The organism is Desulfocurvus vexinensis DSM 17965 (assembly GCF_000519125.1).
In the GTDB taxonomy this organism is placed as follows: Bacteria; Desulfobacterota; Desulfovibrionia; order Desulfovibrionales; family Desulfovibrionaceae; genus Desulfocurvus; species Desulfocurvus vexinensis.
The window spans coordinates 94,040-110,300 of record NZ_JAEX01000010.1 but is presented as its reverse complement, the minus strand read 5'-3'; the positions used below and the strand labels follow the sequence as shown (position 1 = coordinate 110,300).

The following is a 16,261-nucleotide window of genomic DNA, read 5'->3' as shown; positions in this document are numbered from 1 at the left end:
GTCCGGGAGAGGGGGGAGCGGGGGAATTTTGGCGCCAGAAAAATTCCCCCGCTCCCCCCTCTCCCGGTTCTTCTTCGCCGCTCTCCCTCGGCTCTTCCCTTCCTGGCTGTCGCGCCGTATCTTCTCCGCATGGCGGACATTGGCGAATACATCGCGGCGCTCAAGGCCTCGCAGCGGCTGGGGCATCTGGTGGCGCACCATGAGGTGTTGCCTGCGGGCGAGGCGGTGGCGGGCGCCTGCCGCCGGCCCTGGCCGGTGACGGTGGAACGGCTTTTGGAACGGCGCGGCATTGGCAGCCTGTATGCGCATCAGGCGGCGGCCATGGACCTCTTGCGCGCGGGGCGCAACGTGGTGGTGGCCACGCCCACGGCCAGCGGCAAGACCCTGGTTTCCAGCCTGCCCGTGCTGGAGCAGCAGCTCATGAACCCCGACAGCCGGGCGCTGTGTCTTTTCCCCTTGAAGGCCCTGGCCCAGGACCAGTTGCGCTCCTTCGAGGAGCTGGTGGCGCCCTGGCCCGAGGCCTCGCGGCCCCGGGCGGCCATTTATGATGGTGACACCACGGCCTGGGCCCGGCGCAAGATCCGCGAGAAGCCGCCGGGTGTGCTGCTGACCAATCCGGAGATGCTGCACCTGGCGCTGCTGGCGCATCATGAGAAGTGGGCGGCGTTTTTCGCGGGGCTGACCCATGTGGTGGTGGACGAGGTGCATACCTACCGGGGGGTGCTGGGTTCGCATATGGCCCAGGTTTTCCGGCGCCTGGCGCGGGTGTGCCGCCGCTACGGGTCGGCCCCGGCCTTCGCGTTCCTCTCGGCTACGGTGGGCAACCCCGGGGAGCTGGCGCGCCAGCTTTCGGGCCAGGAGGTCGCGGAGATCACCGAGAGCGGCGCGCCCCGGGGCGGGCGGCATTTCCTGTTCCTGAACCCGGCGCTGACCATGGCCGACAGCCCGTCGCAGGTGGCCATCCTGCTGCTCAAGGCGGCCCTGGCGCGCGGGTTGCGGACCATCGTCTACACCCAGTCGCGGCGCATGACCGAGCTGATCGCCCTGTGGGCGGCGCAGCGTTCGGGGCCGTACCGCGAGCGCATCAGCGCGTACAGGGCGGGGTTTTTGCCCGAGGAGCGCCGGGACATCGAGGCGCGCATGGCCTCGGGGGAGCTTTTGGCGGTCATTTCCACCAGCGCCCTGGAGCTGGGCATCGACATCGGCAGCCTGGACCTGTGCATCCTGGTGGGCTACCCGGGCACGGTGATGCAGACCTTGCAGCGCGGGGGCCGCGTGGGCCGGGCGCAGCAGGAGTCCGCCGTGGCGCTCATCGCCGGGGAGGACCAGCTGGACCAGTATTTCATGCGCAACCCGCGCGATTTCTTCGCCCGACCCCCCGAGCGTGCGGTGCTCAACCCGGCCAACCCGCGCATCGTGGAGCGCCACCTGGTCTGCGCGGCGGCGGAGCTGCCCCTGGCCCCTGGCGAGCCCTGGCTGGCCGAGCCCGGGGTGGCGCCTGTGCTGCGGGCCATGCTGGACGACGGGCGGCTCCTGGCCAGCGCCGACGGCGCGGAAATCCACTCCCCGCGCCGCCGCCCGCACCATACTGTGGACCTGCGCGGCGCGGGCGGGCAGCTGCGCATCATCGCCCTGGGCGGCGGCGAGGGCGAGCGCAGCGTGGGTCAGGTGGACGAGCACCGCGCCTGCAAGGAGGCGCATCCCGGCGCGGTGTATCTGCACCTGGGGCGGACCTATGTGGTCCAGGTGCTGGACCTGCCCGGGCGCACGGTGACCGTGGCCCCGGCGCGGGTGGACCATTACACCCGGGTGCGTGCGGAGAAGTCCACGCGCATCCTGTCCGTGGACGGGGTGCGCACGGCATGGGGCATGCGCGTGTTCAAGGGCCGGCTGCGCGTCACCGAGCGCGTCACGGGCTACGAGCGGCGCCGGAACAAGGGCGGCGCGCTGCTGACCGTGGTGCCCCTGGACCTGCCGCCCATGAGCTTCGAGACCGAGGGCTTGTGGCTGGAGATCCCGCGCGAGGCCCAGCGCCGCGCCGAGGACGGCTTCATGCATTTCATGGGCGGCATCCATGCCCTGGAGCATGCGGCCATTGGCATCCTGCCGCTGTTGGTGATGACCGACCGCAACGACCTGGGCGGCATTTCCACGCCGTACCATCCCCAGGTGGGCGGGGCGGCGGTGTTCGTGTACGACGGGCTGCCCGGCGGGGTGGGCCTGTCGTGGCAGGCCTTTGGGCAGGCCGGGGAGCTGCTGGAGCGGACCCTGGACGTGGTGGCCTCGTGCCCCTGCGAAACGGGCTGCCCCTCGTGCGTGCATTCGCCCAAATGCGGCTCGGGCAACCGGCCCATCGACAAGGGCGCGGCGCGTTTCCTGCTGGAGGCCATCCGCGACACGCCGCCCCCGGCGCTGGACGTGGACGCGGCCCTGGCCGAGGCCCGGGCGGCCCTGGACCCTGGGGAGCCCGGGGCGCTTCCTGCGGCGGCCCTGATGCCCGGGGCGCCCGCCGGGCCTGGGGGGCGCCCCGGCCTGGGCGGCGCGGACGGTGCCGTGGTGCCCGGCGCCCTGCCTTCGCCCGCGTTTTTCTTCGAGGCCGCAGGCGGCCCCCCGGAGCCCGCCCGCGCCGTGCAACCCGCGCAACAGGCGGCGCCGGAGCCCCGGCGCCGGGAGGAGCCCATGAGCAGCCAGCAGACCCCGGCCACGGGCGTGGCCAGCGGGCATTTCGGTGTGTTCGACCTGGAGACCCGGCGCTCCGCCGCCGAGGTCGGCGGCTGGCACCGCGCGGAGCGCATGGGCGTGTCGTGCGCCTGCCTGTACGACTCGCGCAGCGGGCAGACCCGGGCCTATGTGCAGGAGGAGCTGGGCGAGCTGGTGCGCGATCTGGCCGCCCTGCCGCTGGTGGTGGGCTTCAATATCAAGCGCTTCGACTACGCGGTGCTGCGCGGGGTGGTGGACTTCGACCCGGCGGCCCTGGCCACCTGCGACATGCTCGAGCACGTCTATACCCGCCTGGGCTACCGCCTGTCCCTGGACCATCTGGCCAAGGCGACCCTGGGCGCGCAGAAGTCCGCCGACGGGCTCCAGGCCCTGGCGTGGTGGAAAGAGGGCCGCCTGGACGAGATCATCGCCTACTGCACCCAGGACGTGGCCGTGACCCGCGACCTGTTCCTGTATGGCCGCGAGCACGGGCACGTGCTGTTCACCAACAAGGCCAAACAGACGGTGCGCCTGCCTGTGAGCTGGTAGCGGCGCGGCGGGGCTCAGGCCGGGTTCTTGCTCAGCAGGTACAGCGGGGTCAGGGGCTTTTCGCTGGTGAAGTCGGCGCGGATGGCGCCGTAGGCGCCCAGGCCCAGGGGGTAGACCACGCGGTTGACCACGCTCCAGGGCGCGCCGGACCGCCAGCTCCACACCGGGCCGGGCAGCACCGAGGCGCATTGCCACTGCTTGGGCCCCAGGGTGCCCAGCACCAGGCGGCGCATTTCCAGGCAGGAGTACCAGCGGGCCTCGATGGTCCGCCCCGAGCCGCGCCAGGGCCAGGCGCGGCCATGGCTGTAGTGGTAGAACGAGAAGCGGTTCAGGAACGACACCAGCACCCCGTAGCGCGCCACACGCCGGGCCTCGCGCAGGGCCAGCTCCGGGTCTTCGCAGAATTCCAGCACCGTGAGCAGGGTGGCGTAGTCGAACTCGTCGTCGGCAAAGGGCAGGTGCTCGGCGCGGCCCAGGTGGTAGGCGCCGTGGGGCCCCAGCCTGCGCCGCGCGGCCCCGAGCATGTCCGGCGAGCTGTCCAGGCCGGTGACGTCGAAGCCCGACTCCCAGAACAGCTTCATGAACACGCCCGGCCCGCAGCCGATGTCCAGCAGGGTGTGCCCGCGCCGGGGCCAGGCGGAGACCAGCCGTTCCAGGAGCGCGCGCTCCTGGGCCAGGGCGAAGGCCCCGGTGGGCGTCTCGAACCACGCCTCGTAGCGGTCCACCGCTTCGCCGTCCCAGCGCGCCATGCGTTCGTCCTTGTGCGTTGTTGCCCGGGGGTGCCGGGGGAGCCGGGTGCTTCCTGGCCGCCGCCGTCCGGTGGCGGGGCCTGGTGAAAGCACACGGCCAGTATGGGCTTGAATCACGCGCGAGGTCAACAGGGCGCGCGGTGCGGCCCGGGGGGCCGAGGCCTGGGGGCAACGGCTGGCGCCCCTGGGGCACCCCGCGCGCGGGGTGCCCCAGGGGCGGGCCGGAAGGCAGGGCCGCCCGGAGCGGGCGGTGGGTTTATTCGTCCTTGTAGCGCGCGCCCTGGGCCGCGCTCTGCACCAGGCGGCTGTAGCGGCGCAGCAGCGGCGAGGCGATCTCGCGCGCCGGGGGCACGTGGGCCTTGCGGCGGGCGTCCAGTTCGGCGGGCTCCACCAGCAGGTTCAGGGCGCGGGCGGGGATGTCGATCTCGATCAGGTCGCCCTCGCGGACCAGGGCCATGGGCCCGCCGTCGGCGGCCTCGGGCGAGACGTGGCCGATGGCCGCGCCGCGCGTGCCGCCCGAGAAGCGCCCGTCGGTGATGAGCGCCACGGATTCGCCCAGGCCCATGCCCGCGATGTTGGCCGTGGGCGAGAGCATTTCGCGCATGCCCGGGCCGCCGCGCGGGCCTTCGTAGCGGATGATGATCACGTCGCCGGGCTTGATGGCCCCGCCGAGGATGGCCTCGCTGGCCAGGGCCTCGGAGTCGAAGACCCGGGCCGGGCCGGTGCGGCGCATCATCTCCGGGGCCACGGCGGACTGCTTGACCACCGCGCCGCCGGGCGCCAGGGAGCCGCGCAGCACGGCGATGCCCCCGCGCGGGGAGTAGGGCTTGTCGATGGGCCGGATGACCTCGGGGTCGCGCACCACGGCGGAGAGGTCGCGCAGGTTCTCGCCCAGGGTCTGGCCGGTGACGGTCATGGCGTCCAGGTGCAGCAGGTCGCGCTTGGCCAGCTCGCTCATCACGGCGGGGATGCCCCCGGCGCGGTGCAACTGGTCGATATGGTGCGGGCCCGCCGGGGAGAGCTTGCACAGATTGGGCGTGCGCGCGCTGACCTCGTCGAAGATGTCCAGGGTCAGGGCCAGCCCGGCCTCGCTGAAGATGGCCGGCAGGTGCAGCACGGTGTTGGTGGAGCAGCCCAGGGCCATGTCCAGGGTCACGGCGTTGGCCACGCTCTTTTCCGTCACGATGTCGCGCGGGCGGATGTTCTTTTCCAGCAGGTCCATGACGCGCACGCCTGCGGTCTTGGCCAGGCGCACGCGCTCGGCGGTAACGGCGGGGATGGTCCCGTTGCCGGGCAGGGCCAGGCCGATGGTCTCGGACAGGCAGTTCATGGAGTTGGCCGTGAACATGCCCGCGCAGGAGCCGCAGCCCGGGCAGGCGCACTGCTCCAGGGCGTCGAGTTCGGCCTCGGTCATCTCGCCGCGCCGGGCGCGGCCCACGCTCTCGAAGACGGTGATCAGGTCCGTGCCGCCGCTGCCCGCGAGCATGGGCCCGCCCGAGACGACCACGGCGGGGATGTTCAGCCGCAGGGCGGCCATGAGCATGGCCGGGACGACCTTGTCGCAGTTGGGGATGAGCACCAGCGCGTCGAAGGGGTGGGCGCTGGCCATGATCTCAATGGAGTCGGCGATGATCTCGCGCGAGGGCAGGGAGAAGTGCATGCCCGCGTGGTTCATGGCCAGCCCGTCGCACACGCCGATGACCGGGAATTCCAGGGGCGTGCCGCCCGCCATGCGCACGCCCTCCTTCACGGCCTTGGCGATGGTGTCCAGGTGGATGTGCCCGGGCACGATCTCGTTGGCGGAGTTGCACACGCCGATGATCGGCCTGCGCATTTCCTCGCGGGTCAGGCCCAGGGCGTAGAGCAGGGAGCGGTGGGGGGCCTTTTCCAGCCCGTGGGTCATTTGCTTGCTGCGCATGATTCGATCCTCGTGGGGGGTAATCGATTATTTTGGCCGCACCCTAGAGCCCTTTGGTGGGCAGGGCAAGCCTTTTTGGCGCTGCGCGCGGGCGTCCGGCGCATGCCGGGCCAGCCGCGCGCAGGCTCCGCTGCCCGGCTCCGGGGGGTGGCGGCGGCGCCTGCCTCTGTCATAGCGCCCCTGGCGCGCCTTGTCAGCACTGGGGTGCCCGGGCCTGCGGGCCGGGCGGCAGCGGGCGCGCCCGGCAGGCCCGGGTGAGGAGCCGGGGCCGGAGGCCGCGCGGGCGCCCGGCAGGGGCGCGGGCAGCAGGGGCAAGACGTGCGCCCCGGCTCCGGGATGCCAGTGAAATGACGCCGCAAGCCGGAAGTGGAACGGGAGGAACGCCCCCGGCCCCCCGGAGACCACCCGGCTCCGGCGCGCTGCACGGTCCGCGATTGTGGGCGCCCTGGCGCCGGGGCCGCGCGCTTTGACTTTTGGGCGGGTATGGTCTAACTCCTAGCGGCTTGGCCCTGGCTTTCCAGGTTTTTTTGCACCGCATAGCCCGGCGGCGCCCTGCGGGGTGCTCCGGCACGAGCCCGGAAGATGAGCAAAATCCAGAAAATCAAAGGCGTGGCGGACATGTATCCGCCCGAGAGCACGACCTTCGCCCACCTGGAGCAGACCGCGCGCCAGGTCTTTTCGCGCTACGGCTACCAGGAGGTGCGCCTGCCGCTCATGGAGCCGACCCAACTCTTCTCGCGCTCCATCGGCGAGGAGACCGACGTGGTCCAGAAGGAGATGTATACCTTCCCCGACCGCAAGGGCCGCTCCCTGACCCTGCGCCCCGAGGCCACGGCGGGCATGATGCGCGCCTACATCGAGAACGGGCTCTATTCCCCGGGCGCCGTGCACAAGATGTTCACCTTCGGGCCCATGTTCCGCTACGAGCGGCCCCAGAAGGGGCGCATGCGCCAGTTCCATCAGCTGGACGTGGAGATGGTCGGGGCCACCGAGCCCCAGGCCGACGCCGAGCTGGTGCTCATGCTCTCGACCTATTTGCGCACCCTGGGCATGCGCCAGCTGACCTTCGAGATCAACTCCCTGGGCTGCCGCACCTGCCGCCCCCGGCACCGCGCGGCGCTGGACGCCTTCTTCGCCGCCCTGCCGGGCGCGGACGAGCTGTGCGACGACTGCAAGCGCCGCACGGGCACCAACCCCCTGCGCGTGCTGGACTGCAAGGTGCCCCGCTGCCGCGAACTGACCGCCAGCGCCCCCGAGATCGAGGAGCACCTGTGCGCGGACTGCGCCGGGGCCTATGCCGAGGTCCAGGCCATCCTGGCCGGGGCCGGGGTGGAGTTCGTCAAGAACCCCCGGCTGGTGCGCGGGCTGGACTACTACGTGGGCCTGACCTTCGAGGTCACCTCCACGGACATCGGCGCGCAGACCGCCGTGGCTGGCGGCGGGCGCTACGACGGGCTCATTGCCCAGCTCGGCGGGCCCGACGTGGCCGCCACGGGCTTTGCCATCGGCATGGAGCGCCTGGCGCTGCTGGTGTCGCCCGTGGGCCAGCCTGCGGCGGACTTCTTCGTCGCCGTGCTCGACCCGGCGGCCCCCAGCCCGGCCCTGGCCCTGGCCCAGGAGCTGCGCGAGGCCGGGCTCACCGGCGAGACGGGCTTCGCCTCGGGCAGCATGAAGAGCCGCATGCGCGCGGCGGACCGCTCGGGCGCGCGCTGGTGCCTGCTGCTGGGCGGGCAGGAGCTGGCCGACGGCAGCGTGACCCTGCGCGACATGCGCAGCGGCGAGCAGCGCACCCTGCCCCGGGCCGAGGCCGTGGCCCTGCTGGCGAGCCGCGAGTAGCCGACATTTTCCGCCCGCCGCCCGCACCCCGGGCGCCGGGACGCACACCGAGAGGACGCACCATGGAAGAGACCTACGACGTTCAGCGCGAGCACCAGAAATACATCACGCCCCTGGACGGCTGGCAGCGCACGCACACCTGCAGCGAACTGACCGCCGCCCACGTCGGCCAGTCCGTGTGCCTCATGGGCTGGGCCCAGTATCGCCGCGACCACGGCGGGCTGATCTTCATCGACCTGCGCGACCGCCAGGGCCTGACCCAGGTGGTCTTCTCGCCCGAGCACAGCCCCGCCGCCCACGCCGACGCGCATATCCTGCGCACGGAATACGTGCTGGCCGTGCGCGGGCAGGTGCGCCCCCGGCCCGAGGGCATGACCAACCCGGGCCTGGCCACCGGCCAGATCGAGGTGGTGGTGGACCAGTGGAAGCTGCTCAACACCTCGCGCACCACGCCCTTCGCCATCGAGGACCGCGTGGACGCCGCCGAGACCCTGCGCCTGCAATACCGCTACCTGGACCTGCGCCGCCCCAAGCTGGCACGCAACTTCCAGCTGCGCCACCGCGCCGTGCAGAGCGTGCGCCGCTACCTCGACGAGCAGGGCTTCCTGGAAATCGAGACACCCATTCTGACCAAGAGCACCCCCGAGGGCGCGCGGGACTTCCTGGTGCCCAGCCGCCTGTCCGAGGGCAAGTTCTACGCCCTGCCCCAGTCGCCGCAGATCTTCAAGCAACTGCTCATGGTCGCGGGCATGGAGCGCTACTACCAGGTGGTGCGCTGCTTCCGCGACGAGGATCTGCGCGCCGACCGCCAGCCCGAGTTCACCCAGATCGACTGCGAGATGAGCTTCGTGGACCAGGAGCAGGTCATGGCCATGGCCGAGGGCATGATCCGCCGCCTGTTCGCCGAGACCCTGGACGTGGCCCTGCCCGAGCCCTTCCCGCGCATGACCTGGCACGAGGCCATGCGCGACTACGGCCTGGACAAGCCCGACACGCGCTTCGACCTGAAGCTCAAGGACGTGACCGACGTGGTGCGCGGCGGCGGGTTCAAGCTCTTTGCCTCCGCCGAGCTGGTCAAGGGCCTGCGCGTGCCGGGCGGGGTGGACCTCTCGCGCAAGGAGATCGACGACCTCACCGAGTTCGTGAAGATCTACGGCGCCCAGGGCCTGGCCTGGATCAAGCTCAAGCCCGGCGGCGAGTGGCAGTCGCCCATCGCCAAGTTCCTCTCCGACGCCGAGCGCCAGGGCATCGCCGGGCGCCTGGGGGCCCAGGAGGGCGACATCCTCTTCTTCCAGGCCGGTCCGGCGGTCATGGTCAACACCGCCCTGGGCCAGCTGCGCAACGAGCTGGGCCGCCGCCTGGGGCTCATCGACCCGGGCGCCTTCAACCCGCTGTGGGTCACGGACTTCCCCCTGCTGGAGTGGAGCCCCGAGGACAAGCGCTGGGTGGCCCTGCACCACCCCTTCACCGCCCCGGCCCCCGGCCACGCGGAGCTTTTGACCACGGACCCCGGCGCCGTGCTCTCCCGCGCCTACGACATGGTGCTCAACGGCTCGGAAATCGGCGGCGGCTCCATCCGCATCCACGACCAGGCCACCCAGCAGGCCATGTTCGCCGCCCTGGGCATGGACGAGGCCACCGCCCGCTCGCGGTTCGGCTTCCTGCTCCAGGCCCTGGAGTTCGGCGCGCCGCCTCACGGCGGCATTGCCTTCGGGCTGGACCGACTTATCATGATCCTGTCGGGGTCCGCGTCCATCCGCGACGTCATCGCCTTCCCCAAGACCCAGAAGGCCACCTGCCTGATGACCGACGCCCCCGACGAGGTGGACAACAAGCAGCTGCGCGAGCTGCACATCCGGGTGCGCGAGGCGCCCAAGGACTAGTGCGGGCCGGGCCCGCGCCGAGCGTGGGCCCAGCGCCCGCGCGGGAGACAAAGTGAGGACATGACACGACCCCTGGTTTTCTATCCCGATCCCGTCCTGGCCCGCCGGGCCGAGGAGATCGCCGAGGTCACGCCCGAGCTGCGCGCCCTGGCCGACGACATGGCCCTGACCATGTACGCCAACGAGGGCATCGGCCTGGCCGCGCCCCAGGTGGGCCAGAGCGTGCGCCTTGTGGTGGTGGACATCTCCGGCCCCAAGGTCCGCGACGACCTGCGCGTGCTGGTCAACCCGGTGATCACCGCGCGCAGCGAAGAGACTGTGGAGTCCGAAGAGGGCTGCCTGTCGGTGCGCAACTACCGCGCCAATGTCGAGCGCGCCGCCCAGGTCACCGTGCAGGCCAGGACCCTGGACGGCCAGGAGCTGACCATCGAGGCCGACGACCTGCTGGCCATCTGCCTGCAGCACGAGATCGACCACCTGGACGGCACCTTGTTCATCGACCATATCAGCCGCCTCAAGCGCTCGCTGTACGACAAGAAGGTCCGCAAATGGGTGAAGCAGGACAAGGCCCAATCCGAGTAGTCTTTATGGGCACGCCGGAGTTCGCCCGGCGCGCCCTGGAATCCCTCGTGGACTGGGACGGCTGCGAGGTCGTGGCCGTCTACTGCCAGCCCGACCGGCCCAGCGGCCGGGGTCAGGCCGTTCGCCATGGCGAGGTCAAGGCCTTCGCCCTGTCGCGCGGGCTGCCCGTGTTCCAGCCCGTGAACTTCCGCGAGCAGGCCACGGTGGCCGAGCTGGCGGCTCTGGCGCCCGAGGTGCTCGTGGTCGCCGCCTACGGGCTCATCCTGCCCCAGGCCGTGCTGGACATCCCGCCCCTGGGCGCGCTGAACATCCACGCCTCGCTCCTGCCCAAGTACCGCGGCGCCGCGCCCATCCAGCGCGCCATCCTGGCTGGCGAGGCCGTGACCGGCATCACCATCATGCGCATGGACGCGGGCATGGACACCGGGGACATCCTGCTGGCGCGCTCGCTGGGCATCGACATCGACGAGACGGCCAGCGAGATCCACGACCAGCTGGCCGACCTGGGCGGGCGGCTCATCGTGGACGCCCTGGGCCGCCTGCGCGCCGGGCGCATGGTGCGCGTGCCCCAGGACGCCGCCCTGGCCACCTACGCCCCCAAGCTCGAAAAGGACGAAGGGCGGCTGGATTTCTCGCGCCCCGCGCGCGAGGTCCACAACCGCGCCCGGGCCATGCACCCCTGGCCCGGGGCCTTCTGCCTCTGGGTCGGCCCGCGCGGGGGCGAGCCCCTGCGCCTGGTGCTGACCCCGGGCTGCGTGGGCCCCGAGCTGGCCGAGCCCCGGCCCGCGCCCGGCACCATCCTGGGCCTGCGCGAGGGCCTTTTGGCCTTCGCCTGCGCGGATTGCGAATACCTGGTGCCCTCCCTCAAGCCCGCCGGAAAGAAGCTGCAAAGCGCCGCGGAATTCGCCCGGGGCTACCTGCCCGCCGCCGCGCGCCTCGCCTAGCTGTGCCCTGTTTTGCATCTGGCGGTTGACACGCCGCCGCGCTGCTGGTGCAATGGTCGCCTGCGGGGCGGCCCCCGATGCGCCGGTATTCTTTTTGTCTGCCACTCTGTATTACGAAACGATTGAGCCATGTCCGCTACCGACCCCACCCTCGCCGCCTTCGACCGCACGGACCAGACCGCCGGGGCCGAGCGCAAGCGCCTGTTCATCGGGCTGATCACCTGCGCCTCGGTGCTGGTCAGCCTGCTGCTGGTCGGGCTGTGGGTGGTGCCCTTCGTGGGGCTGTCGGCCATTCATCCTTCTGCGCCGTGGGTTTTCGGGGTGCTGGTGGCGGCGGCCATCGGCGTGGTGGGCTGGGCCAGCCTGGGCCTGGTGCTCAACATCCTGCTCGGGCGCAGCCTGCCCTTTTCGCGCCGCCTGCGCGGGCTGACCATCAAGCTCTTCCTGCCGCTGATGGTCCTGCTGGGCAAGGCCCTGGGCATTTCCAAGGAGCGTGTGCGCTCGTCGTTCATCAAGGTCAACAACGAGCTGGTGCAGCACGAGGCCGGGCGCTACGCCCCCGGCGAGATCCTGCTGCTCATGCCCCACTGCCTGCAGAACTCGCGTTGCGACATGCGCCTGACCTACGACATCAACAACTGCAAACGCTGCGGCAAATGCCCCATCCGCGACCTGCTGGAGCTGTCGGACTACTACGGCGTGCATCTGGCCATTGCCACCGGGGGCACCATCGCCCGGCGTATCGTGGTCCAGATCCGGCCCCGGCTGATCGTGGCCGTGGCCTGCGAGCGCGACCTGTCCAGCGGCATCCAGGACACCTATCCCCTGCCCGTGTTCGGGGTGCTCAACGAGCGACCCCATGGCCCGTGCCTGGACACCGGCGTGCCCGTGCATGCGCTTGAGTTGGCCCTGCGGCGCTTTCTGGCCTCGCCGCCGCCCCTGCGCAGCCTGCCCATGGCCCAGGGCGCGCCCGGGCCCGCCGCCCCGGGCCAGACCCGGAGCGCCTGACCCTTGGCCCGTACGTCTTTCCGCCCCGGGCCCGCCGGTGCCCGCCCGGCCCGGCTCCGCGCCGCCAGCCCGGCCCTGCCCCCGGCGCGCCGGGCCGCCCTGCTGGCCCTGGAGCGCTGCCTGCGCGGGCAGGACATCCAGGCCGCCCTGGACGCGGCCCTGGGCGCCGTGTTCGCCCCCGGCGCGGCTGTGCAGCCGGACCCCGCCGCCGCCCTGGACGCCGCCCTGGCCACGGAGCTGGCCTACGGCACCCTGCGCCGCAAGCCGACCCTGGATTTCATCCTCGCCACCCTGCTGCGCGACCCTGCCGCCCTGCCCGGGCCCATGCGACTGCTCCTGGCCGTGGCGGCCTACGAGATTCTCTTCCTGGACAGGATTCCGGCCTACGCCTCGGTCCACTGGGCCACGGAGCAGGTCAAGACCGCCATCAACCCGCGGCTGGCCAAGGTCTGCAACGCCGTGCTGCGCCGCGTGGCCGACCTGGGCTCCGGCTGGCAGGACGCGGCCTTCCTCGGGCAGCCGCCCCTGGCGCACGAAGCCGGGCTAGGGGCAGGCGCGCGCGCCGACGAGGCCCTGGTCCTGGCCCGGCGTTTCGGCGTGCCCCGCTGGCTGGCCGCCCTGTGGCTGGGCGCCTACGGGCCCACCCGCGCCCAGGCCCTGCTCGCCGCCAGCTGCCAGGCCCCGCCCCTGGGGCTGCGCCTGCGCCCGGGGGTTACGGGCGCCATGGAGCGCCACGCCGGGCTGGCGGCCCTGCCCTCGTGCCTGGCCAGCACGGCCACGGGCGTGGCCCTGGCTGCCGCGCCCGAAGACCTGGACGCGCTTCTGGCCTCGGGCCGCGCCGTGCGCCAGAGCCTGGCCGGGCAGCTGGCCCTGGCGGCCCTGGGGGCGGACCACTGGCCGCGCCCGGTGTGGGACGCCTGCTGCGGGCGCGGCGGCAAGACCCTGCTGCTGGCCGACGACGCGCCCGGTACGGTGCTGGCCAGCGACCCCAACGCCCGGCGCCTGGCAGGGCTGAACGCCGAGCGCCGGCGCCTGGGTGTGGCGGAGGTGGCCGTGTTCCGGGCCCGGGCCGAGCAGGTCTTCTGGCGCCGCCCCCTGCCAGCCATCCTGCTGGACGCGCCCTGCTCCGGCCTGGGGGTGCTGAGCCGCAGGCCGGATACCTTGCTGCGGCGCACCCCGGACGACATCACGGCCCTGGCCGGAGTCCAGGCGCGGCTGCTGGAACACGCCGCACGCTGTCTGGCCCCGGGCGGGGTGCTGGCCTATGTGACCTGCACCGTGACCCCGGCGGAAAACGAGGGGCAGGTGGAGCGCTTTTTGGCCGCGCATCCGGATTTCCGGCTGGCGGCGACCCACACCACGCCGCAGGACGCGCCCCTGGGCGAGTTCTTCCACGCCGTGCGCCTGGAGCGCCGCGCATAAGGGCCGCCCGGCCCGGTTCTGCACCGCGTCCCGCCACACCAGGCCAGACCTTCGGGCAAAGCAAACCCCTCCCTGGCGTAAGCCAGGGAGGGGTTGTTCGCACCGGGCGGCATCCGGGGCACGCCAGGGCCGCTCCGGGTCGCACTCGCGGCGCGCCTGGGGCCTCGGCAGGCCCTATTTCCCCGGGCCTGGCCCCGACCCCGGGCCGTGCAGGCGCACGCGGTCCAGGAGTTTGCGCTGATAGTCGGGCAAGCCGTCCAGGAGCAGTTCCAGGCGCCCGCTGCGGTCCAGGCGCTGGGTCAGCACGCGCAGGGTGTGCATCTGGCGCAGGCGCAGGGTCTCGTCCGGGCAGTCCGCCAGCAGGTCCAGGATGTCGCGCACCTCGCGCGCGGCGGTGATTTCGGGCGGCAAATGCCCTGAGTTCTTAAGAATCTTGTAGGCCATGCGCAGCTCCGGCGCCAGGTGGGCGTCGTCTTCCAGCACCAGGGGCTGGCCCTTGCCGGGCAGGTCCGCGAACTCGCCCTGGTCGTAGGCCGCCTTGATCTTCTGCTCGGCCACCAGGCCGATGATGGAAAGTGCGTCCGCCATGGTGCAACTGCTTATCAGGCCTTGCGGCCACTGGGTTCCCGGCTGTGTGCCGCACGCCGGGCTGGGTTATTCGCCCGCGCCGAACCAGCGCTCAAGGTCGATGGCGCCCTCGGCCCGCAGGCCCTGGTCCACCTGCTCCAGGGTGGCCGCCGCCGTGCCCACCTCGCCGACCACGATGCCCGCCGCCACGTTGGCCACCACACAGGCTGTGGCGAGGTCCAGCCCTGCCGCCGTGGCCAGGCCCAGGGCCGCGATGACCGTGTCGCCCGCGCCGGTCACGTCGAAGACCTTGCGCGCGGCGGTGGGGATGTGCAGCACCGAGTCCGGGCTCTCGAACAGGGCCATGCCCTCGGGGCCCAGGGTGATGAGCAGGTTGGCGCAGCCGAGCTTGCGGAAGATGCGCGCCCCGGCCCGCAGCACCGAGAGCCGGTCGTCCAGGGGCACCCCGGCGCCCTCGGCGGCCTCCTTGGTGTTGGGCGTCAGGATGTCCACGCCCTTGTACAGCTCGAAGTTGCGGACCTTGGGGTCCACATAGACCTTGGGCCGGGCGGGCAGGGCGTCCAGGAGCTGGTGCAGCCGCTGCATGAAGCGCGCGGTGACCAGGCCCTTGCCGTAGTCCGACACGATGACCACTCCGCAGCCCGGGGCCTCGGCGCGCAGGAAGTCGAAGACCTGGTCCTGGGTGGCCTCGCTCAGGTCGTGGGTGCGCTCGTAGTCCACGCGCACGACCTGCTGGTTCTGGGCCACCACGCGGGTCTTGCGGATGGTCGGGCGCTCGGCGTCGCAGACGGTGTGCGCCACGACCCCGCTGTCGCGCAGCAGGCGGTTCATGCGCTCGCCGTCGGCGTCGCGTCCGCACACGCCCACCACCACGGCCTCGCCGCCCAGGCTGACCACGTTGCGCGCGACGTTGCCCGCCCCGCCCAGCAGGTGGCGCTCCTCACGGACGTGGACGACCGGCACCGGCGCCTCGGGCGAGATGCGGCCCACCGTGCCGATGACGTAATGGTCCAGAACCAGGTCGCCCACGATGAGCACGCGCGCGCCGCGCAGCCTGGGCAGCTGCGCCAGCAGTTCCCTTTTGTCCAGCATGTGTCTCCCCTGGCGCCGGGGCGGCGCCACGCAGAACGTTTATGCGGCTCCGTCGCCCGCGCCCTGCTCCACCAGGGGCACGCCGATGGTGCGCAGGATGCCGTTGAGCTCGTCGAGGCTGGCGTAGTGCAGCACGATCTGGCCCTTGTCCAGCCCGCCGCGCAGGGCCACGGGCACGGCCAGCATGGCTTCCATGTCCTCCATGGCCTCGCGCAGGGCGTCGGGCAGGGCCTGGGCCTGGGCCCGGGGCGCCCTGGGCCGGGCCGGGCCTGCGGGCCCGGGGGCGCCCTCCTCGCCGGGCAGCACCCCAGTGCGCTTCCAGTAGGCGGCCATGGCCTCGGCCTCGCGCACGGACAGGGCGCGCTCGGTGATGCGCTGGCGCATGGCCTGCTGGTCGTCCGAGCCGGTGAGCACCAGGAGCGCCCGGCCGTGCCCGGCGGTCATGACCCCGGTGCGGATGTCCTTCTGGATGGCCTCGGGGAGCTGGGTCAGGCGCAGCATGTTGGCGATGGCCGGGCGGCTCTTGCCCACCTTTTCCGCCATCTGCTCCTGGGTCAGGCCGAACTCCTCCTGCAGGCGTTGCAGGCCCAGGGCTTCCTCGATGGGATTCAGGTCCTCGCGCTGGAGGTTTTCGATGAGCGCGATGGCCAGGCTTTCCTCGTCGCCCAGGGTGCGCACTATGGCCGGGATGTCGCGCAGCTCGGCGAGCTGCGAGGCGCGCCAGCGGCGCTCGCCCGCGACCAGCTCGTAGAGGTGCTGCGGGTCATCCACCGGGCGCACGAGCACGGGCTGGAGCACGCCGTTGATCCGGATGGACTCGGCCAACTCGGCCAGGGCCGTTTCGTCGAAATCCCGCCGGGGCTGGCTGGGGTTGGGGCGGATCTTGCCCACCGGAACCTGGACGATCTCCGGGGCCTCCAGGCCCTCGCCGAATCCCTGCAGCAGGGCGTCCAGCCCTCGTCCCAGACCGCGCTTGGCCGACATATGCGC

General features: G+C 72.1%; 12 protein-coding genes. 7 read left to right on the top strand and 5 right to left on the bottom strand.

Annotated features, from left to right (window positions below; translation table 11 throughout):
- Positions 1 to 129: 129 nt before the first annotated feature.
- Positions 130 to 3,249, top strand: a complete 3,120-nt coding sequence (locus tag G495_RS0109050) for a DEAD/DEAH box helicase (RefSeq protein WP_028587544.1) — start codon at positions 130 to 132, stop codon at positions 3,247 to 3,249.
- Positions 3,250 to 3,263: 14 nt separating this feature from the next.
- Here the strand turns inward: G495_RS0109050 and G495_RS0109045 are convergent, their stop codons facing one another.
- Both G495_RS0109045 and ilvD read right to left on the bottom strand, forming a co-directional pair.
- Positions 3,264 to 3,998, bottom strand: a complete 735-nt coding sequence (locus tag G495_RS0109045) for a class I SAM-dependent methyltransferase (RefSeq protein WP_028587543.1) — start codon at positions 3,996 to 3,998, stop codon at positions 3,264 to 3,266.
- Positions 3,999 to 4,254: 256 nt separating this feature from the next.
- Positions 4,255 to 5,916, bottom strand: coding sequence for a dihydroxy-acid dehydratase (gene ilvD / locus G495_RS0109040; RefSeq protein ID WP_028587542.1), 1,662 nt, complete (start codon positions 5,914 to 5,916; stop codon positions 4,255 to 4,257).
- A 582-nt stretch (positions 5,917 to 6,498) separates the two neighbouring features.
- Between ilvD and hisS the strand changes: the two genes are divergently transcribed.
- From hisS to G495_RS0109010, 6 genes are all read left to right on the top strand, one after another.
- Complete coding sequence (gene hisS / locus G495_RS0109035) at positions 6,499 to 7,752, top strand: histidine--tRNA ligase (protein ID WP_028587541.1); 1,254 nt, start codon at positions 6,499 to 6,501, stop codon at positions 7,750 to 7,752.
- Between the two features lie 62 nt (positions 7,753 to 7,814).
- A complete protein-coding gene (gene aspS / locus G495_RS0109030; RefSeq protein WP_028587540.1) occupies positions 7,815 to 9,635 on the top strand; it encodes an aspartate--tRNA ligase in 1,821 nt (606 codons plus the stop codon).
- 60 nt (positions 9,636 to 9,695) lie between these two features.
- A complete protein-coding gene (gene def, locus G495_RS0109025; RefSeq protein ID WP_028587539.1) occupies positions 9,696 to 10,217 on the top strand; it encodes a peptide deformylase in 522 nt (173 codons plus the stop codon).
- Between the two features lie 5 nt (positions 10,218 to 10,222).
- Complete coding sequence (gene fmt, locus G495_RS0109020; RefSeq protein WP_245588401.1) at positions 10,223 to 11,161, top strand: methionyl-tRNA formyltransferase; 939 nt, start codon at positions 10,223 to 10,225, stop codon at positions 11,159 to 11,161.
- A gap of 129 nt (positions 11,162 to 11,290) precedes the next feature.
- Positions 11,291 to 12,169, top strand: coding sequence for a DUF116 domain-containing protein (locus G495_RS18460; protein WP_035251562.1), 879 nt, complete (start codon positions 11,291 to 11,293; stop codon positions 12,167 to 12,169).
- A gap of 3 nt (positions 12,170 to 12,172) precedes the next feature.
- A complete protein-coding gene (locus G495_RS0109010) occupies positions 12,173 to 13,591 on the top strand; it encodes an RsmB/NOP family class I SAM-dependent RNA methyltransferase (protein WP_051445228.1) in 1,419 nt (472 codons plus the stop codon).
- Positions 13,592 to 13,765: 174 nt separating this feature from the next.
- Here G495_RS0109010 and G495_RS18455 read toward each other — a convergent pair whose 3' ends face one another.
- From G495_RS18455 to G495_RS0108995, 3 genes are all read right to left on the bottom strand, one after another.
- Positions 13,766 to 14,179: a DnaJ family domain-containing protein gene (locus tag G495_RS18455; protein ID WP_035251504.1), complete on the bottom strand. Its 414-nt coding sequence runs from the start codon at positions 14,177 to 14,179 to the stop codon at positions 13,766 to 13,768.
- A gap of 66 nt (positions 14,180 to 14,245) precedes the next feature.
- Positions 14,246 to 15,271: a D-glycero-beta-D-manno-heptose-7-phosphate kinase gene (gene rfaE1 / locus G495_RS0109000; protein WP_028587536.1), complete on the bottom strand. Its 1,026-nt coding sequence runs from the start codon at positions 15,269 to 15,271 to the stop codon at positions 14,246 to 14,248.
- 39 nt (positions 15,272 to 15,310) lie between these two features.
- Complete coding sequence (locus G495_RS0108995) at positions 15,311 to 16,255, bottom strand: ParB/RepB/Spo0J family partition protein (RefSeq protein ID WP_028587535.1); 945 nt, start codon at positions 16,253 to 16,255, stop codon at positions 15,311 to 15,313.
- Positions 16,256 to 16,261: the final 6 nt, after the last annotated feature.